General features: G+C 38.0%; 22 protein-coding genes. 19 read left to right on the top strand and 3 right to left on the bottom strand.

The features are described 5' to 3' along the window. The first annotated feature begins 54 nt into the window (after positions 1-54). Positions 55-645 carry a 3'-5' exonuclease gene (locus O3611_RS03135; protein ID WP_248034317.1) on the top strand — a complete coding sequence of 197 codons (591 nt, stop codon included), beginning with the start codon at positions 55-57 and terminating at the stop codon, positions 643-645. An 8-nt stretch (positions 646-653) separates the two neighbouring features. Next, positions 654-2,417 carry a glycerophosphoryl diester phosphodiesterase membrane domain-containing protein gene (locus tag O3611_RS03130; RefSeq protein ID WP_371607798.1) on the top strand — a complete coding sequence of 588 codons (1,764 nt, stop codon included), beginning with the start codon at positions 654-656 and terminating at the stop codon, positions 2,415-2,417. Positions 2,418-2,463: 46 nt separating this feature from the next. On the opposite strand, the gene O3611_RS03125 is transcribed toward O3611_RS03130, so the two are convergent. Continuing rightward, positions 2,464-2,769, bottom strand: coding sequence for a YbaB/EbfC family nucleoid-associated protein (locus O3611_RS03125; RefSeq protein WP_371607797.1), 306 nt, complete (start codon positions 2,767-2,769; stop codon positions 2,464-2,466). A gap of 179 nt (positions 2,770-2,948) precedes the next feature. Here O3611_RS03125 and efeO point away from each other — a divergent pair, with 179 nt between their 5' ends. From efeO to O3611_RS03040, 17 genes are all read left to right on the top strand, one after another. Then, positions 2,949-3,821 (top strand): iron uptake system protein EfeO, encoded by an 873-nt coding sequence (gene efeO / locus O3611_RS03120; RefSeq protein WP_371607796.1) that lies wholly within the window; start codon positions 2,949-2,951, stop codon positions 3,819-3,821. 5 nt (positions 3,822-3,826) lie between these two features. Further along, the gene (gene efeB / locus O3611_RS03115; protein WP_371607795.1) at positions 3,827-5,041 is read left to right on the top strand and encodes an iron uptake transporter deferrochelatase/peroxidase subunit; all 1,215 of its coding nucleotides are present in this window, start codon (positions 3,827-3,829) and stop codon (positions 5,039-5,041) included. Further along, entirely contained in the window at positions 5,016-6,704 is a 1,689-nt protein-coding gene (locus tag O3611_RS03110) for an FTR1 family protein (RefSeq protein WP_371607794.1), read from the top strand. The genes efeB and O3611_RS03110 overlap by 26 nt, the downstream gene beginning before the upstream one ends. Beyond that, positions 6,704-7,435, top strand: a complete 732-nt coding sequence (gene tatC / locus O3611_RS03105; RefSeq protein WP_371607793.1) for a twin-arginine translocase subunit TatC — start codon at positions 6,704-6,706, stop codon at positions 7,433-7,435. Before O3611_RS03110 ends, tatC begins: the two co-directional genes overlap by 1 nt. Continuing rightward, a complete protein-coding gene (locus O3611_RS03100) occupies positions 7,419-7,586 on the top strand; it encodes a twin-arginine translocase TatA/TatE family subunit (RefSeq protein ID WP_000512114.1) in 168 nt (55 codons plus the stop codon). The genes tatC and O3611_RS03100 overlap by 17 nt, the downstream gene beginning before the upstream one ends. Before the next feature lie 302 nt (positions 7,587-7,888). After that, positions 7,889-8,596: a 2-C-methyl-D-erythritol 4-phosphate cytidylyltransferase gene (locus O3611_RS03095; RefSeq protein ID WP_371607792.1), complete on the top strand. Its 708-nt coding sequence runs from the start codon at positions 7,889-7,891 to the stop codon at positions 8,594-8,596. A gap of 4 nt (positions 8,597-8,600) precedes the next feature. Beyond that, positions 8,601-9,623: a ribitol-5-phosphate dehydrogenase gene (locus O3611_RS03090; RefSeq protein WP_301559981.1), complete on the top strand. Its 1,023-nt coding sequence runs from the start codon at positions 8,601-8,603 to the stop codon at positions 9,621-9,623. Positions 9,624-9,635: 12 nt separating this feature from the next. Beyond that, complete coding sequence (locus tag O3611_RS03085; RefSeq protein ID WP_311523504.1) at positions 9,636-10,505, top strand: phosphotransferase family protein; 870 nt, start codon at positions 9,636-9,638, stop codon at positions 10,503-10,505. Then, positions 10,495-11,373 (top strand): DMT family transporter, encoded by an 879-nt coding sequence (locus tag O3611_RS03080; RefSeq protein ID WP_311523505.1) that lies wholly within the window; start codon positions 10,495-10,497, stop codon positions 11,371-11,373. Before O3611_RS03085 ends, O3611_RS03080 begins: the two co-directional genes overlap by 11 nt. 12 nt (positions 11,374-11,385) lie before the next feature. Continuing rightward, a complete protein-coding gene (locus O3611_RS03075) occupies positions 11,386-12,075 on the top strand; it encodes a sugar phosphate nucleotidyltransferase (RefSeq protein ID WP_311523507.1) in 690 nt (229 codons plus the stop codon). A 248-nt stretch (positions 12,076-12,323) separates the two neighbouring features. Further along, a complete protein-coding gene (locus O3611_RS03070; RefSeq protein ID WP_371607791.1) occupies positions 12,324-13,124 on the top strand; it encodes a dihydroorotate dehydrogenase electron transfer subunit in 801 nt (266 codons plus the stop codon). Then, on the top strand, positions 13,087-14,073 hold the full coding sequence (locus tag O3611_RS03065) for a dihydroorotate dehydrogenase (RefSeq protein ID WP_371607790.1): 987 nt from the start codon (positions 13,087-13,089) through the stop codon (positions 14,071-14,073). Before O3611_RS03070 ends, O3611_RS03065 begins: the two co-directional genes overlap by 38 nt. Before the next feature lie 65 nt (positions 14,074-14,138). Continuing rightward, positions 14,139-15,050, top strand: a complete 912-nt coding sequence (locus tag O3611_RS03060) for a bifunctional riboflavin kinase/FAD synthetase (protein WP_371607789.1) — start codon at positions 14,139-14,141, stop codon at positions 15,048-15,050. Positions 15,051-15,486: 436 nt separating this feature from the next. Continuing rightward, on the top strand, positions 15,487-16,650 hold the full coding sequence (gene mutY / locus O3611_RS03055; protein ID WP_371607788.1) for an A/G-specific adenine glycosylase: 1,164 nt from the start codon (positions 15,487-15,489) through the stop codon (positions 16,648-16,650). A 64-nt stretch (positions 16,651-16,714) separates the two neighbouring features. Next, the gene (gene yycF, locus O3611_RS03050; protein WP_075231732.1) at positions 16,715-17,419 is read left to right on the top strand and encodes a response regulator YycF; all 705 of its coding nucleotides are present in this window, start codon (positions 16,715-16,717) and stop codon (positions 17,417-17,419) included. Beyond that, positions 17,412-18,761: a cell wall metabolism sensor histidine kinase VicK gene (vicK, locus tag O3611_RS03045; protein ID WP_248034301.1), complete on the top strand. Its 1,350-nt coding sequence runs from the start codon at positions 17,412-17,414 to the stop codon at positions 18,759-18,761. The genes yycF and vicK overlap by 8 nt, the downstream gene beginning before the upstream one ends. Position 18,762: 1 nt before the next feature. Further along, on the top strand, positions 18,763-19,572 hold the full coding sequence (locus O3611_RS03040; protein WP_045763287.1) for an MBL fold metallo-hydrolase: 810 nt from the start codon (positions 18,763-18,765) through the stop codon (positions 19,570-19,572). A 36-nt stretch (positions 19,573-19,608) separates the two neighbouring features. Here the strand turns inward: O3611_RS03040 and O3611_RS03035 are convergent, their stop codons facing one another. Both O3611_RS03035 and O3611_RS03030 read right to left on the bottom strand, forming a co-directional pair. Further along, positions 19,609-19,956 (bottom strand): thiol reductase thioredoxin, encoded by a 348-nt coding sequence (locus O3611_RS03035; RefSeq protein ID WP_049508487.1) that lies wholly within the window; start codon positions 19,954-19,956, stop codon positions 19,609-19,611. A 256-nt stretch (positions 19,957-20,212) separates the two neighbouring features. After that, positions 20,213-21,931, bottom strand: a complete 1,719-nt coding sequence (locus O3611_RS03030) for a phospho-sugar mutase (RefSeq protein WP_371607787.1) — start codon at positions 21,929-21,931, stop codon at positions 20,213-20,215. Between the last annotated feature and the right edge of the window lie 46 nt (positions 21,932-21,977).

Raw genomic sequence — 21,977 nt, 5'->3', positions numbered from 1 at the left:
TTTCTAGGTATAACCAAGTAGTTTCTTTTTCAAATACAATAAGGAATGGATAAGATGGAAAAATTAAGAGATTATATTTCATTTGATTTGGAATTTAATAAACACCAAGATAAAACTCACTTGATTCAGGTATCTGCGGTCCGTTTTAAAGATGGTGAAGAAGTAGGAGCATTTGACTCATATGTTCATACCGATGTGCCTTTGAAAAGTTTTATTAATGGTTTAACGGGTATCACGTCTGAAACCTTGAAAGATGCACCGATGGTGGAGGAAGTTCTTAAGAATTTTCAAGACTTTGTGGGTGAGTTACCCCTTGTTGGTTATAATGCAGCCAAGAGTGATTTACCGATTTTGTTGGAGCATGGTTTGGATTATAGTAGCCAATATCTAGTGGATCTCTATGATGAAGCATTTGAGCGACGCAGTTCTGATCTTCATGGTATTGCCAATCTCAAGTTACAAACTGTTGCAAGTTTTCTAGGATTTAAGGGACAATCTCATAACAGTTTAGAGGATGCTCGTATGACTGCGCGTGTTTATGAAGCATTCCTAGAGTCTGACGAAAGTAAAATCTTACTGGACGTCAAGAGTAGTCTTAACTCTAATCCTTTTGGTGGTTTAGATTTATCACAACTGTTTGATTAGGAGCTTTTATGAAACCTGAAAAGCCTAAAAAATTGGGTTTTAAAAAGATTTACCTCAATCTTGATAAAATCCTCTTTCTATTTTTTTTAATCTTTATGTTGGTCGACTATATTTGGTTACCTTTGAATTCATTGATAGCGGGTTTTTTGCTAAGTCAGACGGGCTATTTGTTTATTTCTTACAATAACATTTTTGCCATTATCAAAAATGCTCCTATAGTCAGTATTGGCTTCTTAATCTTAATCATTCTTAACCTTTTAGTTGCTTATTTTCAACTCAGTCTTCTCTTTATAGGGGCGCGTCATCTTCTCTATCATGAGAAAAGAACACTGATAGAATACAGTCGTAAGGTCTTTCGTGAGAGTCTTGTCTTTATGAAAGGTCTGACAATTACAAAAGCCTTATTTATCTTCTTCTATGTTGCCATGCTTTTTCCTTTTATCAGGAAGATTTTAAAGATTTATTATTTTAATAAAATCGTAATCCCAGAGTTTATTCAGACCTACATGGAAGATAAATACTGGATGTGGTGGCTAGGTATTATCATCTTGTCAATCCTCTTCCTCTACGTTTCTGTTAAGTTAGTATTTGTTCTTCCAAAAATCTTGTATGACAAGATGACAGTCAAGGAAGCTGTGCTCTATAGTCTTGAAAGAACTAGAAATCAATTCTGGTTTTACGCTTGGCATCTCTTTCTAATCCTTGTCAAAACGAATCTTTTCTTTTATTTACCTTTAATTCCTCTATTGATGATCCAGTCTTTAGCAGATGGTCTCACACACCGAGAATCCTTGATTCTAGCTATTTCAAACTATATTTTGATTAAAAATATCCACTATATGTCTTTAACCTACTTCTTGGTTAAGTTTACCTCCTTTTTAACTGGAGAGGAGTTGGATATTATGCCAAGACGGAAAAAGAACCATATTATGAGATGGGGTGTAATGGGGTGCGCAAGTATCTTCTTTGCGATTGAAGGCTATATTTATCTCGAAGCACCCGTAGTCAATCCTCCACTTGTCATCTCTCACAGAGGAGTTTCTAATGGGAATGGTGTCCAAAATACAGTTGAATCCTTAGAAAAAACAGCTCGGTTAAAACCAGATTTAGTTGAGATGGATGTGCAGGAAACCAAGGATGGTCAGTTTGTCATGATGCATGATGCTAACCTAAAAAGTTTAGCGGGATTAAATGTAACACCGCAAGACTTAACTTTAGATGAGTTGAAGCAATTAGATATTTATGAAAATGGTTATCAGACCAAAATTTCCAGCTTTGATGATTATATAAATCGTGCCAATGACCTTCATCAGAAATTGCTGATCGAAATAAAAACGAGTCGAAAAGATAGTGCTCAAATGATGGATCATTTTCTAGATCAATATGGGGCAAAGATCAAAGTCTATGGGCATCAGATGCAATCTTTGGATTACCATGTTATTGAAAAAGTAACCCAGTATGATAAGGAAATTCCAGTCTATTTCATTCTTCCCTATAATTCCGTTTTTCCAAGAACGAATGCAACAGGCTATACCATGGAATATTCTACCTTAGATGAATATTTTGTAACCAAGCTTTGGAATACAAAACAAAAACTCTATGTATGGACAATCAATAGTTCGGAATCCTTTGATAAGTCCCTACGTTTGGGAGTTGATGGTATGATAACAGATGATCTAGAAAGAATTAAAGAAGAGCTTGAGACCGCTCAGGAAGATCCTGAATATACGGATTTGCTTCTCAAGAAAGCAGCAGAAATATTTACTTTCTAGGTAAGACAAAAGAGGCTGAATTGAACATCAGCCTCTTTTTATGCTATTAGAATGGTAATTTACCAGCAAAAGCAAAAGCACCTAGTTTCTTTTTAGTTGCTTCATCAATTTGTTCAAGAGCAGCATTGACTGCTTGAACTGTCATATCTGATAGAGTTTCAATATCTTCTGGGTCAACAACTGCTGGATTGAAATCAATTTTTGTAACTTTCTTGTCCCCTGTTAGTGTAGCAGTTACAAGGTTTTGGGCAGAAGTTCCAACAAATTCTGTAGCAGCAAGTTCAGCCTGACTTTGCTCCATTTGTTTTTGAAGTTTTTGAGCTTGACGCATCATGTTTTGCATATTCATCATAAGATTTAAGGTTTCCTTTAACAATTTTTACTCCTTATTTTATCAATTTTAGATAGAAATGTCTAATGTTAATTTACAGCTTGTAACATTAAATTTTCTGACAATTTATTGAATAATTAGAAAAACTATGATATAATTTATTAAAAAATGGGATTCCCATGATTTAATAGGAGCGTTATATGAAAAAACTTGGTTTTATCCTTTTATCTTCGACTTTGTTGTTATCAGCTTGTGCAGTTCGTTTTGAACAATCGTCAACTACAAGTGATTCATCTCAGGTCGCAAAATTGTCAGAAGATAACCAAAAACTATTGGATAAGGCAACTAGTGACTACAAAACCTTTGTGGAAGAACAGATTGATAAACTTTTAACGGATACAGAAGGTTTTGTTCAACTATTGAAGGATGGTAAGCTAGAAGAAGCTAAAAAGGCCTACCCTTTAATCCGTATGTCTTATGAACGTTCAGAGCCGATTGCAGAGAGCTTTGGAGAATCTGATGTGAAGATTGATTTTCGATTAGCAGACTACTTAGATGAAAACAAGACCGAAGAAGGTTGGTCTGGTTTCCACCGTATCGAGCGCATTCTTTGGGAGGAAAACACAACCAAAGGAACTGAGTCGTATGGTGACCAACTGGTAAATGACATTAAGGAATTGAAGGCTAAGATTGCGACTGTAGATGTTGATTACAAGATTATGCTAACTGGGGCTGTTGATCTTTTAAATGAAGTAGCGACAAGTAAGATTACTGGCGAAGAGGAGATTTATTCTCATACAGATTTGTATGATTTTCGTGCCAATATCCAAGGTGCTGAAAAGATTTTCCAACTCTTTAAACCTTTGCTTGAAAAATCAGATGCAGCCTTGGTTAAGGAGTTAGAGGAAGATTTCAAATCTGTCAATAGTTTGTTAGACAAACACATGACGGATAAGGAACACTATAAGCTCTATACAGACTTAACGAAAGAAGATACCAAAGAATTGTCTGAAGCAGTCACAAAACTTGGTGAACCATTATCACAAATGGGTAAATTTCTTGGTGGAGAATAAGTAATATGACAAACAAAGGCGAAAAATTTTTTGAACAAAAAATGGACCGTCGAGAATTTCTAAAAAAAGCAGGTATCGGAGGTGCTGGTCTCGCACTTGGTCTCTCCGGTGCTTCTGCTTTTTTCGCACCTAAGCTTGATGGTCAGGAGAAAATCTCGTACGGGGATGAAAAGATAGCCTTCTATGGCAAACACCAAGCTGGCATTACAACTGTTATGCAGAAAAACATTTATTTTGTGGTTTTAGATTTGCATACAACTGACAAAGAGAAAATCATCCAGTTATTTAAAGATTGGACGGATTATAGTGCCAAACTTGTAGAAGGAGAATTGGTTAAAAAAGATGGTAACAATAGCCTCTTGCCTCCGAGTGATACTGGAGAAACAGTTGGGCTTAATCCTCATCGTTTGACCCTGACCTTTGGAATTTCGGCTAGTTTCCTAGAAAAGCTGAAACTAGAGAACAAACGTCCCAAACTTTTCAGAGATTTACCTCCATTTCCAAAAGAACAGTTACGAGAAAAGTACATGGGTGGAGATATAGTTATCCAAGCTTGTGCTGATGATGAGCAAGTTGCTTTTCATGCTATTCGTAACCTTATTCGTAAGGGTAGGAATGCAGTTACTCTTCGTTGGAGTCAATCAGGTTTTGCAGCTATCGGTAATCGTATGGAAACTCCTCGGAATCTCTTTGGCTTTAAAGACGGGACTGCTAATGTCACTACTGAGAAAGAATTTGATCAGATTGTGTGGGCAGACAGTAAGGACTGGATGGAAAATGGTTCCTACATGGCCGTTCGTCGCATCCAGATGTTCCTTGATACTTGGGACCGAACCAATCTGGAGGAGCAAGAAAATACCTTTGGGCGCTATAAGGAAAGTGGAGCTCCTTTTGGTAAGAAAAACGAATTTGATGAGGTGGACTTGAGTCTTCTTCCTGACGATTCTCATGTACGCTTAGCAAAAGAAGTGGATAAACCTCTCCTGCGTCGCTCTTATTCTTATTCTGATGGCATAGATGAAAAGACTGGTCAGTTTGACACTGGTTTACTCTTTATTTCTTTTCAAAAGGACCCAGATAACTTTGTTAAGGTGCAGACCAATCTGGGGGCTACGGATAAAATGAATGAGTACGTTACCCATATAGGCAGTGGACTTTTTGCCTGCTTTGGTGGAGTAGAGAAGGGAGGTTACATTGGGCAGAAATTATTGGAACCTTAAAAGTATTATCCTCCTATGTGCTTGTTTCTTTCTGTTGATTTTTCCGGTAGGAGCTAAGGAAAATTTGAGTCCCTACTTTGTGAAAATAACTGATGCAACTAAAGCTGTTAAAGAAGGCAAACAAGATCAGGCAAGAAAACTAATCGATGAAATGACCAAAGAATTCGAGAAAGTCGAGAATTCTGACTCTGAAGCAGGACGTAAAGTTCAAGAAAAGTTGGCCTTAACTGGTGATATTACTGAAGACCAGCTAACTCAGATTTCTTTAGCCCTTTTGACATTTGAGAAAGAGCAAAATCCAGTCGACCTTGATGCAGAAAAAGAGAAACTTGTTTTACGATTAGAACCTCGTTTTCAAGCCTTAGACAAGGCAATCGCTTCTCAAGATCTGGAAGCAGTAAGAGAAGCCTATAAAAAAATGAATTCAACCTGGACCATCAATGAAGCAGTGGTTCGCGACCATAGTACAGCTCATTACGGACAAGTGGAAACAGCAATTTCCTTCCTACGTAGTAGCATTGAGACTGAACCAACGAACTTTGATACTATTCAGGCATCCTTTGATGATTTGAAAAAAGCTATTTCTAACTTTGTTGAAGGTACAGAAGTTGCGACGACATCATCCAATCTGACACTGAAGGATGGGATAGACCTTTTAAAAAAGGCCTTGACACAATTTCAAGCTGGTCAAGATAGTGATGCAGCTGCGACGATGAAGGAGTTTATTACTATTTGGCCAACTATCGAAGGTTCTGTAAGTACAACCAATCCTTCACTTTATACCAAGGTTGAAAGTGAAAGTCCTGTCATCATGGTTAAGGGAAAGGAAAGTGAATATCAAGAAAAGCTTTCTAGCTTGATTGCAGAGCTATCTCAAATTGATACTAGCGCTTCCTATAATGCATTTGACGCCATGCTCATCTTGCTCCGAGAAGGTATAGAAGCCCTCTTGATTGTCATGGCGCTTGTGACAACTTTGAAAGCTGCTAAGATGAGAAAGGGGCTCAAGTGGGTCTATGGTGGTGCATTTGCGGGAATAGTGGCCAGTCTTTTAATTGCCTATATCCTACAGCTTGCCTTTCCAGCAGTCACCTCAGGAACTAACCGTGAAATCATCGAAGGTGCAGTCGGGATTTTTGCGGTTATCATGATGATTTTAATCGGTATTTGGCTTCATAGCAAATCCTCTGTTAAAAAATGGAATGCTTTTATGGAATCGCAGATGCAAACTGTTACGAAAACAGGTTCTTTTCTTTCTATGTTTGCTCTGAGTTTTCTAGCGGTATTTCGTGAAGGTGCTGAGACGGTTTTATTCTATGTGGGGATTCTGCCAAGGATTTCTAGTTTTGATTTTGTCCTAGGAATTTCTCTAGCCCTCTCAGTTTTAGTCGTGATTGCCTTTGTGATGAACAAGGCTAGTCAATTTTTCCTGCCTCATAAGGTTTTCTTTATCCTGACTTGGATGATTTATGTCTTAGCCTTTAAGATGACGGGAGTCAGTATCCATGCCTTACAGTTGACAAATATGATTCCAAACCATCTGATCTCAGGAATACCAAGTATTGATATATTGGGAATTTACCCTAGTTGGGAAGGGTTAGCAGGTCAGATTATCTTTATCCTCGTAGTTTTTCTAATTACCATTAGACAGGGTGAAAAATGATGGATCAAAAGGAATTGACAATTATTGAACATTTGGTAGAATTTAGAAAGAGATTGCTAGCAGTAGTTGTTTGCTTCTTTCTAGTTTTCTGCCTTTCAATATTATTTGCCGATCAGGTTTATCAGTATATCACACAAGGTTTTAGTCAGAAGTTAATCGTCTTAGGGCCGAATGATATTTTATGGATTTATCTCCGTTTAGCAAGTTTAATGGCCTTTAGCCTTACCTTACCTTTTACGGTCTATCAAGTCTGGAGTTTTGTTCGACCAGCACTTAAAACTGAAGAAGCAGGAGCGATTTTTGCTTATATCCCTGCAACTTTCCTTTGTTTTATCTTGGGATTAGCCTTTGGCTTTTATTTTGTGACACCAGCTTTACTTCAGGTCTTACTGGGACTGGGTGAAAACTTATTTGAAACGCAGTTAACGGCGCAAAATTATCTAGCTTTTGTCTTTCAAACTACTGTACCACTAGCATTTATCTTTGAATTGCCAGTTATCATTGCTTTTTTTACCTCAATTGGTTTGATTGGGCCTGGCCTACTCATTGCTTATAGACGTTATGCTTACTTCATTTTATTGGTATTGGCAGTTATATTGACACCTGCTGATTTTATTAGCGATTTAGCGATGACTGTTCCCCTAATCCTTTTGTATGAGGTTAGTATCGCTATTAGTAAATGGATGATTAAGAGAAAAAGGAAAGGAGAAAAAAATGGGAATCTTACGTGATATTGGTGCACCAGGCTTGATAGTCATTGTCCTTGGAGCGCTATTGATTTTTGGACCAAAACGCTTACCAGAGTTAGGCGAGTCAGTAGGAAAAATGCTTGCCGAGTTTAAGAAAGCTGTTAAGGGCATCGGTGAGCAAGAAGAAAAATAAACGAAAAATGATTGAATAGAGTTGAGAATTGTTAGCTTGGAATTATCTCTGGCTACAATCTCAACTTTTTATTTAGTTTAAGTTTTCTTTAAGTTTTCTTTAAGTTTTCTATACTATTCTGAAAAACTCTATATTTGTTGAAAACAGAGTTGAGATTTTTTATCATTCAAGTTACTTTCCCTAAAGGTATGCCTAGGCTATTTCTGACTAGAGAATTCTAGTATTTATTTCGATAAAGGGCTAGGTTGTGATATAATAGTAAAGAATGAGTTTTTTTAAGAACAGACTAAAGGAGTATTAAAATGATCTACGCTGGAATTTTAGCAGGTGGAACCGGCACGCGCATGGGGATTAGTAATTTACCCAAACAATTTCTTGAGTTGGGAGATCGCCCAATCTTGATTCATACTATTGAAAAATTTGTTTTGGAACCAAGTATTGAAAAGATTGTAGTTGGAGTTCATGGTGACTGGGTTACACACGCAGAAGATTTAGTTGAAAAATTCCTTCCACTCCACAAGGACCGTATTATCATCACAAAAGGTGGTGCAGACCGTAATTCTAGTATTAAAAAGATTATTGAGGCTATTGATGCATACCGTCCACTGACAGCAGATGATATCGTGGTGACGCATGATTCAGTTCGTCCTTTCATCACTCTTCGAATGATTCAAGATAATATTGAACTCGCTAAAAACCATGATGCTGTTGATACCGTGGTTGAAGCTGTGGATACCATTGTTGAAAGTACAAATGGTCAGTTCATCACAGATATTCCAAATCGCGCTCATCTATACCAAGGACAGACTCCACAAACCTTCCGTTGTAAAGACTTTATTGATTTGTATGGTTCTTTATCCGAAGAAGAAAAAGAAATTTTGACAGATGCATGTAAAATCTTTGTCATTAAGGGTAAAGATGTAGCCTTGGCTAAGGGTGAATACTCAAATCTAAAAATCACAACAGTTACAGACTTGAAGATTGCTAAAAGCATGATTGAGAAAGACTAGAGACATGATTAATCAAATTTATCAACTGACAAAACCCAAATTTATCAATATCAAATACCAAGAAGAAGAGATTGATCAAGAGAATCATATCCTTATTCGACCAAACTTTATGGCGGTTTGTCATGCGGATCAACGTTACTATCAAGGAAAACGTGATCCAAAAATTTTATCAAAGAAACTTCCAATGGCTATGATTCATGAGTCTTGTGGAACTGTTATTTCTGATCCCACAGGTACCTACAAAGTTGGTCAGAAGGTTGTCATGATTCCCAATCAACCACCTATGCAGAGTGATGAGGAATTTTATGAAAACTATATGACAGGAACCTATTTTTTGTCTAGTGGGTATGATGGCTTTATGCGAGAATTTGTTTCTCTACCTAAGGATCGTGTGGTAGCTTACGAGGACATCGAAGATACAGTAGCTGCCATTACTGAATTTGTCAGTGTGGGTATGCACGCTATGAATCGTTTCTTGACGGTTTCTCACAGCAGACGTCAGCGTATTGCAGTTATTGGCGATGGTAGTTTAGCTTTTGTAATGGCTAATATTATCAACTATACCTTGCCTGAAGCTGAGATTATTGTTATTGGTCGTCATTGGGAAAAATTAGAACTCTTCTCTTTTGCTAAGGAGCTATACATTACAGATAGTATTCCAGAAGATCTTAGTTTTGATCATGGTTTCGAATGTTGTGGTGGTGATGGATGCGGACCTGCTATTAATGATCTCATCCGTTACATCAAACCACAAGGTACTATTCTGATGATGGGTGTTAGTGAGTACAAGGTCAACATCAATACCCGAGATTCCTTGGAAAAAGGTTTGTTACTAGTAGGTTCTTCTCGTTCAGGACGTGTTGACTTCGAAAAAGCTATCCAAATGATGGAGATTAAGAGATTTGCCAATCGTTTGAAAAATATCATTTATTTAGAAGAACCAGTACGAGAAATTAAGGATATTCACCGAGTTTTTGCAACTGACTTAAATACCGCATTTAAGACAGTCTTTAAGTGGGAAGTCTAATGGAGGAAGATTGTGGAAAAAATCATTAAGGAAAAACTGACATCTTTACTATCAACTGATGAAGATATTTTAAGTGTTGAACAACTAGGAGGAATGACTAATCAAAACTATTTGGTTAAGACAACCTCAAATCAGTATATCGTTAAGTTTTTCGGAAAAGGCACAGATAAATTGATCAACCGCCAGAATGAGAAATTTAATCTGGACTTGTTAAAAGATTTAAAACTTGATGTGGAAAATTATCTTTTCGATATTGAAGCAGGTATCAAGGTTAATCAGTACATTAAATCTGCGAATACTCTTAATTCCACTACTATCAAGACTAAGTTTGAAAAGATTGCGCCTATTTTACAAACGGTTCATGCTTCGGGTAAGGAATTAAAAGGGGAGTTTGCTCCTTTTGAGGAAATCAAAAAATATGAAACCTTGATTCAAGGGGAGATTTCCTATCCGAACTATGAAACTGTCAGAAAGTTAGTATTTTCTCTGAAAGAAGAGCTTGAAGAAATTGGTATCGATAAGAAATCATGTCACATTGATTTGGTTCCTGAAAATTTCATAGAAGGACCAGATGGTCACCTTTATCTGATTGATTGGGAATATTCATCTATGAATGATCCTATGTGGGATTTGGCAGCCCTCTTCTTAGAATCTGAGTTTACTTCAGACGAAGAAGAGAACTTCTTAAGTCATTATGAAAGTGACCTGACACCAGTTTCTCGGGAAAAAATTCGTATTTACAAAATCTTGCAGGACATTATTTGGAGTCTCTGGACTATCTACAAAGAAGAAAATGGTGCAGATTTCGGAGATTATGGAATCTCTCGTTACAATAGAGCTGTGAAAGAGTTGAATTCTATGGGAGGTTCTGATGAAGACTAAAAACGGGGTTTCTTTTGGGCTACTATCAGGTGTGTTCTGGGGATTAGGATTAACTATTAGTGCTTATATCTTTTCAATATTCACTGATTTATCGCCCTTTGTAGTAGCAGCAGCACACGACTTCCTCAGTATTTTTATCTTACTAGGATTTCTTCTAGTTAAGGAAGGAAAAGTACGATTTTCAATCTTCTTGAATATTCGAAATGTCAGTGTTATTATTGGTGCTTTACTGGCAGGGCCGATTGGTATGCAGGCCAATCTCTATGCAGTTAAGTATATTGGAAGTTCTCTAGCATCGTCTGTTTCAGCGATTTATCCTGCTGTTTCAGTCTTGCTAGCCTTCTTCTTTTTGAAGCACAAGATTTCCAAAAATACAATTTTTGGTATCTTTCTAATCATTGCTGGGATTATTGCTCAGACCTATAAAGCAGAGCAAGTGAATTCTTTCTATATCGGAATTTTATGTGCATTGATTTGTGCCCTTGCTTGGGGAAGCGAAAGTGTTCTTAGCTCTTTTGCTATGGAAAGTGATCTCAGTGAAATTGAAGCCCTCTTGATTCGACAAGTCACATCCTTCTTGTCTTATTTAGTCATTGTACTCTTTACACATCATTCATTTGTAGAAGTGGCAAATGGCCAATTATTTGGTCTATTGATAGTCTTTGCAGCGTTTGATATGATTTCTTATCTAGCCTACTATATTGCTATTAATCGATTACAGCCAGCAAAAGCAACAGGTCTAAATGTGAGTTATGTGGTATGGACTGTTTTGTTTGCAGCAATTTTCTTGGGGTCGCCCCTTAATTTACTGACCATCATTACTTCACTTATCGTAATGGCTGGTGTTTATATTATTATTAAAGAATAAAGGAGAAAACGCGTGAAAGCGATTATCTTAGCAGCGGGATTGGGAACTCGTTTGAGACCCATGACAGAAAACACTCCCAAAGCCTTGGTTAAAGTCAATCAAAAGCCATTGGTTGAATATCAAATTGAATTTTTAAAAGAACGCGGAATTGATGACATTATCATCGTTGTAGGTTATTTAAAAGAACAATTCGACTATCTTAAAGAAAAGTACGGAGTTCGTTTGGTCTTCAACGATAAGTATGCTGATTACAATAACTTTTACTCACTTTACTTGGTGAAAGAAGAGCTAGCCAACAGCTATGTTATCGACGCAGATAACTATCTTTTCAAGAATATGTTCCGCAATGATTTGACTCGTTCGACTTATTTTAGTGTTTATCGTGAAGACTGTGATAATGAGTGGTTCCTAGTTTATGGAGATGATTACAAAGTTCAAGATATCATTGTCGATAGCAAAAATGGACGCATCTTGAGTGGTGTATCATTCTGGGATGCTCCAACAGCTGAAAAGATTGTTGATTTTATCGATGAAGCCTATGCAAGTGGCGAGTTTGTTGACCTCTATTGGGACAATATGGTTAAAGATAATATCAAAGAACTAGATGTTTATGTAGAAGAGTTGGAAGAAAATTCTATCTATGAAATCGATAGTGTCAAAGATTATCAAAAATTAGAGCAGATTCTTTCTTCACAAAAGTAAGCCACTTTCATGAACTGATACCTTACCTATTTTTACTTGACTTTTCACGTTTGATACAGTATACTAGTGAAAATTTAACCTTTAAGGGAAGTCCAGAGAGACTTACAAGGTGTCAGAGAAAAGAAACTACGATTGAAACAAGTAAGCAAGTGCTTATTTGCTGCTTTTGTGTAAATATCTTACCTGAAACCTTGCAATTGCAAGGTTTTTCTTTATCTGATCCCCTTAAAATTTAAGGAGGAAAAGTTATGAATCCAAATTGTAAGAAGCGTATGGGTGCTATTCGTTTAGAAAACATGAAAGTGATTGCGCAAGAGGAAATCGCACCAGTGATCTTTGAACTAGTTCTCGAAGGAGAAATGGTTGAAGCTATGAAAGCTGGACAATTTCTTCATTTGCGTGTGCCCGATGATGCCCATCTCTTGCGTCGTCCAATTTCAATCTCATCCATAGATAAGCCTAAGAAACAATGTCATCTGATTTATCGAGTTGAGGGTTCTGGTACAGCAATCTTTTCAAGCTTAAAATCAGGTGATAGTTTAGATGTTATGGGGCCTCAAGGAAATGGCTTTGATCTATCTGAACTAGACAAGCATAGCAAAGTTCTTCTTGTTGGTGGAGGAATCGGTGTACCTCCTTTACTTGAAGTAGCTAAACAACTTCATGAGAGAGGTGTAGAAATTACAACTGTTCTAGGTTTTGCTACTAAAGATGCTGTTATCTTGGAAGACGAATTAGCTCAATATAGTCAAGTTTTTGTGACAACAGACGATGGCTCCTATGGTATCAAAGGAAATGTTTCGGTAGTGATAAATGAATTGGATAGTGAGTTTGATGCCATCTACTCATGCGGAGCACCTGGTATGATGAAATACATCAATCAAACATTTTTCGACCATCCAAGAGCTTATCTATCTCTAGAATCTCGTATGGCTTGTGGGATGGGGGCTTGCTATGCTTGCGTCTTAAAAGTTCCAGATAGTGAAACAGTTAGTCAACGTGTCTGTGAAGATGGACCTGTCTTTAAAACAGGAACAGTTGTTATATAAGGAGAGTGACATGACAACAAATCGATTACAAGTTTCTCTACCAGGATTAGAATTAAAGAATCCTATCATTCCTGCTTCAGGCTGTTTTGGGTCTGGTCAAGAGTATGCCAAATACTATGATTTAGACCAATTAGGATCTATCATGATAAAGGCTACAACCCTTGAACCACGTTTTGGGAATCCTACTCCACGAGTGGCAGAAACACCTGCTGGTATGCTTAACGCCATTGGTTTACAAAATCCTGGTTTAGAAGTAGTTCTCTCTGAAAAGTTACCTTGGCTAGAAAAAGAGTATCCCAATCTTCCTATAATTGCTAATGTAGCAGGTTTCTCGAAACAAGAATACGCAACAGTTTCTCATGGAATTTCAAAGGCAAGAAACGTGAAAGCTATTGAGCTCAATATTTCTTGTCCAAATGTCGACCATGGAAATCACGGACTACTAATTGGGCAAGACCCTGATTTGGCTTATGATGTGGTAAAAGCAGCCGTAGAGGCATCGTCAGTTCCTGTTTACGTTAAATTGACTCCAAGTGTAACTGATATTGTAACCATCGCAAAAGCAGTAGAGGACGCAGGAGCTAGTGGCTTAACCATGATTAATACCCTTGTTGGTATGCGATTTGATCTCAAAACTAGAAAACCAATCATTGCCAACGGTACTGGTGGAATGTCTGGACCTGCTGTCTTTCCGGTAGCTCTTAAACTAATCCGTCAAGTAGCTCAAACAACTAATCTTCCAATCATTGGTATGGGGGGAGTAGATTCTGCTGAAGCTGCAATAGAAATGTACTTGGCGGGTGCCTCAGCGATTGGAGTCGGTACAGCAAACTTTACGAATCCTTACGCCTGCCCTGATATCATTGAAAATCTACCTAAAGTTATGGACAAGTACGGGGTTGAAAGTCTAGAGTTGTTGCGAAAAGAAGTGAAAGAAAGTTTTCTCTAAGTTTTATGAGGTGAATTCAGTCTAAATTGTTTTGAAAGCGCCATTTTTTTGGTATAATAAATACTATGATTATTACAGTACCTATTAAAACAGAAAAAGACATTGCAACACCAGGACCAAACGTCCTTGTACTTGGTTATTTTGATGGAGTTCACCTTGGACATCAAAAATTATTTGATATAGCTTCTAAGATTGCTGCTGAAAAGCGCCAGGGAGTAGCTTTAGTAACCTTCAACGAATCACCAAAACTAACACTTAATCAATACTCACCTGAACACTTATTGCATATTTTGAATGCTAGTGAACGTGAACGTAGATTGAAGAGAGCTGGAGTTGAGAGCTTATATTTGATGGATTTCACTAGTCGAGTAGCAAATATGACTGCAAAAGAATTCATTGATACCTACGTCAAGGAAGCAAAGGCAGATACGATTGTAGTTGGTTTTGACTATACTCTTGGTTCAGATAGAAAAACAGCTGAGGATTTAAAAGAACTTTTCCATGGTGAAGTAGTTATTGTTCCACCAGTTGAGGACGAAAAGGGGAAAATTAGTTCAACGCGCATTCGCCAAGCCATTCTAGAAGGAGATGTAAAAGAAGCAGGCAAACTTTTGGGATTCCCTTTACCAACGAGAGGTGTAGTGGTTCACGGAAATGCTCGAGGTCGAACTATTGGCTTCCCGACAGCTAATCTAGTCAACTTGGATAGGACATATATGCCAGCTGATGGTGTTTATGCTGTTGACGTTGAAATTCAAAGAAAAGTCTATCGTGGTATGGCGAGTCTAGGTAAAAATGAAACCTTTGATGGCGAAGAAGAGCGTTTTGAAGTTCATATCTTTGATTTTTCCGACGATATCTATGGGGAAACTGTCATCGTTTCCTGGTTGGACCGTATCCGTGATATGGTAAAATTTGATAGCGTTGATCAATTAGTTAAGCAACTAGAAGAAGATGAAAAGATAGCTAGAAAATAAAATCAAAAAATAGTAGAGTTTGGGATTTTCTCAAACTCTTTTTATTTGTATTTTTAGCTTAAGTTTGGGGAATCATCATAACTATTATAGTAGGCTAAATAAAGAATAGTTCATTTCGACTTCTAAAACATTGCTAGAAATTAGTTTGACTCTTTGTTCACATCTTATTTCAATCCACTATATTTAACTTAAATCAACATTTAAAAATAAAAATTGACAAGTGACTATATAAAAATTAGAGTATTATGAACAGAATAAATCTTTTCCACTTTTGTTTCCGGACATCTTAAATTTTGATAAACTTTTTAAACTATGTGTTTATTCAAATTTTAAACAAGATAATCTTTAGATTTCCTTTTAGTCTTATAGTCTTTGTTTTATTGAATGTCTATCTTGATTTTTTGAGTATCCTAAAAGGTTATGCTATACTAGAAATATGTTAGATTTGGAGAAATATGGTGTGACCATGTGGGAAGAGGACAAGATTCTCTCTTTCCGTCAAAAACTATTAGCCTGGTATGACGAAAACAAGCGGGATTTACCTTGGAGACGGAGTAAGAATCCTTATCATATATGGGTATCTGAAATTATGTTGCAACAGACTCGAGTTGATACCGTCATTCCCTATTATGAACGTTTTTTAGACTGGTTTCCGACCGTAGAAATCTTAGCAAATGCTCCTGAGGAGCGCTTATTAAAAGCATGGGAAGGACTTGGCTATTATTCTCGTGTTCGCAATATGCAAACTGCAGCTCAGCAGATTATGGAGGACTTTGATGGAGAATTCCCATCAACTTATGAAGGTATTTCGAGCTTAAAAGGGATTGGTCCTTACACAGCTGGTGCAATTTCTAGTATTGCCTTCAACCTTCCACAGCCTGCAGTAGACGGCAATGTCATGCGTGTTTTGGCACGTTTGTTTGAAGTCAATCATGATATTGGAAATCCTAGCAATCGAAAAATATTTCAAGCGATGATGGAAGTTCTGATAGATCCTGATCGTCCAGGTGATTTCAATCAGTCTTTGATGGATTTAGGTTCAGATATTGAGGCTCCTGTTAATCCAAGACCGGAGGAGAGTCCTGTTAAGGAGTTCAGTGCTGCTTACCAACATGGAACCATGGATCGCTATCCCATTAAGGCGCCCAAGAAAAAGCCAATCCCTATTTATCTAAAGGCTCTTGTAGTGCAAAATAGTCAGGGCCAATTTCTATTAGAGAAGAATGAGAGTGAAAAACTCTTGGCAGGATTTTGGCATTTTCCCTTGATTGAAGTTGATGACTTCTCAGACCAGACTCAGGACTTGGACCTTTTTAGTCAAGTAGCGGAACCAATTTTACAGCTTGGACCATCTCCACAGGAGAGTTTTGAACAGGACTATGATCTTGAAGTTGATTGGCAAGAACTACGTTTTGAAGAGGTTAGGCACATTTTTAGCCATCGTAAATGGCATATCCAGATAATTTCAGGGCGAGTTGCTGAGACACAGGAATATGTTGATAGAGAAGTCCTTTGGTTAAGTCCAGAAGAATTTAGCAATTATCCCCTAGCTAAACCTCAGCAAAAGATCTGGCAATCCTACTTGAAAAGAAACCACTAGCATCGGTCTTGCGTGTCTTCTTTACATTTTTTTGGTATAATGAGATAAGGAAAAAGGTGACTAAATGAAAAAAATACTAATTGTAGATGATGAAAAACCCATCTCAGATATTATAAAATTTAATATGACCAAGGAGGGTTATGAAGTTGTAACTGCTTTTAATGGTCGTGAAGCACTTGAACAATTTGAAGCTGAGCAACCAGATATTATTATCTTGGATTTGATGCTTCCTGAGATTGATGGACTTGAGGTCGCAAAAACTATTCGTAAGACAAGTAGTGTTCCTATTATCATGCTTTCAGCAAAGGATAGCGAGTTTGATAAGGTTATCGGTCTTGAACTTGGAGCGGATGACTATGTAACCAAGCCATTTTCAAATCGTGAACTACAGGCCCGTGTTAAAGCTCTTCTCCGTCGTACAGATCTTGTTTCAGTTGATAGCCAAGAACCTGAAACGAAATTACAAAGTCTGCAGATTGGCGATTTGGAGATTTTACCAGATGCCTACGTGGCTAAGAAATATGGTGAAGAGTTAGACCTAACCCACCGTGAATTTGAACTCTTGCATCATTTAGCTTCTCATCTTGGACAAGTTATTACTCGAGAACATCTTCTTGAAACTGTTTGGGGATATGACTATTTTGGAGATGTCCGTACAGTTGATGTAACCATTAGGCGTTTGCGCGAGAAGATTGAAGACACACCAAGTAGACCTGAATACATCCTAACTCGTCGTGGTGTAGGATATTATATGAGAAATAATGATTGAAGTAATTAGACAAACAATTTTGACGAGCGACTTTATCTTTATCCTCATCTTAATTGGCTTTATTCTGTTAGTGTCTTTTCTCTTGCTTGAGAGTCGTCGTGATAATATTCGTTTGAGGCAGATCAATCAGAAAATAAAAGATTTGATTGATGGTGATTATTCTCAGGTTTTGGATATGCAGGGAAGTTCAGAGATAACTAATATCACTAACAATCTTAATGATTTGTCTGAAGTCATTCGTCTGACTCAGGAAAATCTGGAACAAGAGAGTAAAAGGTTGCATAGTATTTTGTCCTATATGACAGATGGAGTGCTTGCAACCAATCGTCGTGGGCAAATCATCATGATCAATGATATGGCCAAGAGGCAACTTGGAGTTGAAAGGGATGATGCTCTTAATCAAAATATCTTAGAATTACTCAAGATTGAAGAAGAGTATGAGCTGAGAGAACTTATTACTCAGAGCCCTGAGCTGATGATTTATTCGCAGAATCTTAATGGCGAGTATATCAGTTTGCGCGTTCGTTTTGCCTTGATTCGTAGAGAGTCTGGCTTTATCTCTGGTTTAGTAGCAGTTCTACATGATACGACTGAACAAGAGAAGGAAGAACGTGAGAGAAGGCTTTTCGTTTCGAACGTTAGTCATGAGTTGCGTACACCTTTGACCAGTGTAAAATCCTATCTTGAGGCCTTGGACGAAGGAGCGCTGACAGAACCAGTTGCTCCAGATTTTATCAAGGTTTCTCTTGATGAAACCAACCGTATGATGCGGATGGTGACGGATCTCTTGCATCTCTCACGGATTGACAACGCAACTAGTCACTTAGATGTTGAGTTGATAAACTTTACGGCCTTTATCACCTTTATCCTTAATCGTTTTGATAAAATGAAAAGTCAAGATGAGGAGAAGAAGTACGAGTTGGTGAGAGACTATCCGATTACTTCTGTTTGGATTGAGATTGATACAGATAAGATGACCCAGGTGATTGACAATATCCTGAATAACGCTATCAAGTATTCACCAGATGGTGGAAAAATCACTGTTAACATGAAAACTACAGATGATCAGATGATTTTATCTATTTCAGATCAAGGACTTGGGATTCCTAAAGAAGATTTACCAAAGATTTTTGACCGTTTTTATAGGGTTGATAAGGCTAGAAGTCGTGCTCAAGGAGGAACAGGACTAGGATTGGCTATCGCCAAGGAAATCATCAAGCAACATAAGGGATTTATCTGGGCCAAGAGTGAATATGGCAAGGGATCTACCTTTACTATCGTACTTCCATACGATAAGGATGCCGTGAAAGAAGAGATTTGGGAGGATGAACTAGAAGACTAGAATGAGTGATATCGGTTTTAAATACAGTATTTTAGCGTCGGGTTCCAGTGGAAATTCATTTTACTTGGAAACACCAAAAAAGAAAATTTTAGTAGATGCAGGACTATCAGGCAAAAAAATTACAAGCCTATTGAGTGAAATCAACCGCAAACCAGAGGATTTGGATGCTATCTTGATTACGCATGAGCATTCAGACCATATCCACGGCGTGGGCGTTCTGGCTCGTAAGTACGGCATGGATCTTTATGCCAATGAGAAAACCTGGCAAGCTATGGAAAATAGTAAGTATCTCGGTAAGGTTGACTCGTCGCAAAAGCATATTTTCGAGATGGGTAAAACAAAAACCTTCGGTGACATCGATATTGAGAGTTTTGGTGTGAGTCATGATGCAGTGGCGCCCCAGTTTTATCGTTTTATGAAGGATGATAAGAGCTTTGTCATGCTGACGGATACGGGCTATGTTAGTGACCGTATGGCTGGCATTGTCGAGAATGCAGATGGCTATCTGATCGAATCAAATCATGATGTGGAAATTCTACGAGCAGGATCTTACGCATGGCGACTCAAGCAACGCATCCTGTCTGATCTTGGACATCTCTCAAATGAAGATGGAGCAGACGCCATGATTCGTACACTAGGTAATCGTACCAAGAAGATTTACCTAGGCCATTTGTCTAAGGAGAATAATATCAAGGAACTGGCCCACATGACCATGGTCAATCAGTTAGCTCAAGCAGATCTTGGAGTTGGAGTAGACTTTCAAGTTTACGATACTTCACCAGACACTGCAACACCATTGACGGAGATATAAAAAAGAAGGCACAAGCCTTCTTTTTTATAGACTATTTTACAACCCAGCAAATTCTTTGATTTCTTGAGCTGACATTGAAGAGTCGCAACGGACATTGATTTGTCCATTTGCAACATGGACGAATCCTGGTACAGTAGGGATTTCATAGCGTGAGCGGAAGTCTTGTAAAGCTTCAAGTTGACTTGGCTCTTCGCTATTGATGAAGTAGATGTGCGCTTTGGTTTCAGCCACCACACCAGCCAATGTACCAGCAAATTTACGGCAATAAGGACAAGTTTTGCGTCCGATAAAGAAAGTTGCTGTTTCTTGCTTGTCAAGTGCTTCTTGAGCACGTGCTACAGTTGTAACTTCAAGATCTTTGATGTTTTCTAAAAATTGTTCCATGAGATTACCTCGCTTTCATTGATATGTCTAGTATGCCATAAATTTTCTAAAATTGCTCAGTTTTGATACGAGAATAGATGGTGGTGCAGAAAGCAGTAGACTAAGTCTGATTTTTAGTCCTATATTTCTGTATCTTTAAAGAAATAGCAACTAAAGTTCTGGTCAAAAGAGATAGAAGAAGACATAAATTACAGTCAGCTTTTACTTTATCATCAAAAATAAAGGTCAGGATTTTTCCCGACCTTTAAATAGTTTTTTATTTTACAAAGGCATTGATTTCTGCTTCGATGTTAGCAATCTTAGCTTGTGATTCTTCGTTGCTTTCACCAACAACTGCAATGTAGAACTTGATTTTTGGTTCTGTACCTGAAGGACGAACTGCGATCCATGAACCATCTGCAAGAGTGTATTTCAATACATCACTTGGAGGAGTTGTCAAGGTTGTTACAGTGCCATCGGCTGCAGTAGATGTTTGTGCTTTGAAGTCTTCAACGACAGTGATAGTTGTTGCATTCCATTCTTTTGGTGCATTGTTGCGGAATTTAGCCATAATTGCTTTAATTTGTTCAGCACCGTCAACACCAGAAAGAGTAACAGAGATTGTCTTTTCAGCATAGTAGCCATACTCTTTGTAGATTTCTTCGATACCGTCAGCAAGGGTCAAACCACGTGAACGGTAGTAAGCTGCAAGTTCAGCAACAACAAGAACAGCTTGGATAGCATCTTTATCACGTACGAATGGTTTAATCAAGTAACCGAAGCTTTCTTCAAATCCCATCATATAAGTGTGATTGTGTTTTTCTTCGAATTCTTGGATTTTTTCAGCGATGAATTTGAAACCTGTCAAGACGTTGAACATGGTTGCGCCGTAGCTTTCAGCAATCTTTGTTACCAAGTCAGTTGATACGATAGATTTGCAAAGAGCCGCATTTTCAGGGAGAGTTCCAGCATTTTTGTGGGCTTCCAAGATGTATTTTGCCATGATGGCACCGATTTGGTTCCCTGAAAGGTTAAGGTAGCTACCATCTTTTTGAAGAACTTCAACACCAACACGGTCAGCGTCAGGGTCAGTTGCAACAAGAACATCAGCGCCTAATTGGCGACCAAGTTCTTCTGCAAGGGCAAAGGCTGCTTGACTTTCTGGGTTTGGAGATTTAACAGTTGAGAAGTCTGGGTCTGGAGTTGCTTGAGCTTCAACGACTTGAACAGAGTCAAATCCTGCTTGGGCAAGAGCACGACGAGCCAACATTTCACCAGTACCATGAAGTGGTGTGTAGACAATCTTCATGTCTTTACCGAATTCTTCAATCAAGGCTGGGTTGATGTTTACGTCCTTAACCTCTTTAAGGTATTCTACGTCAACAGCTTCGCCGATGACTTCAATCAAGCCAGAAGCTTTTTCAGCTTCCACATCAGCAACTTCAACTGCAAATGGATTTTCGATAGCACGGATATAAGTTGTCAAAGCATCCGCATCGTGTGGAGGCATTTGTCCACCATCTTCACCATAAACCTTGTAACCATTAAATGGAGCTGGGTTGTGGCTGGCAGTAATCATGATACCTGCAAAGCAGTTGAGGTGACGAACGGCAAATGAAAGTTCTGGTGTTGGACGGAGACTTTCAAAAACATAAGATTTAATACCGTGTTTAGCAAGAACTGCTGCAGATTCAAAGGCAAATTCTGGAGAGAAGTGACGGCTATCATAAGCGATGGCTACACCACGTTCTTTTTCATTTCCACCTTTTGACTCAATCAAACGAGCCAAACCTTCAGTTGCTTGACGAACAACGTAGATATTAATGCGGTTAGTTCCAGCGCCAATCAATCCACGCATACCTGCAGTACCAAACTCAAGATTTGTATAGAATGCGTCTTCCTTAGTTTTTTCGTCCATATTTTCCAAATCATGACGAAGATAGTCTGGAAGTTCTGCGAAATCAACCCATTTTTGGTAGTTTTCTTGGTAAGCCATAGGAAATCTCCTTTAATATATAATCTAATCGCCTTCATTATACCAC

Origin of the sequence: Streptococcus sp. 27098_8_91, assembly GCF_041432385.1 — a bacterium.
In the GTDB taxonomy this organism is placed as follows: Bacteria; Bacillota; Bacilli; order Lactobacillales; family Streptococcaceae; genus Streptococcus.
Note: the sequence above shows the minus strand (reverse complement) of the source record. Positions and strands in the feature narration are given on the sequence as shown.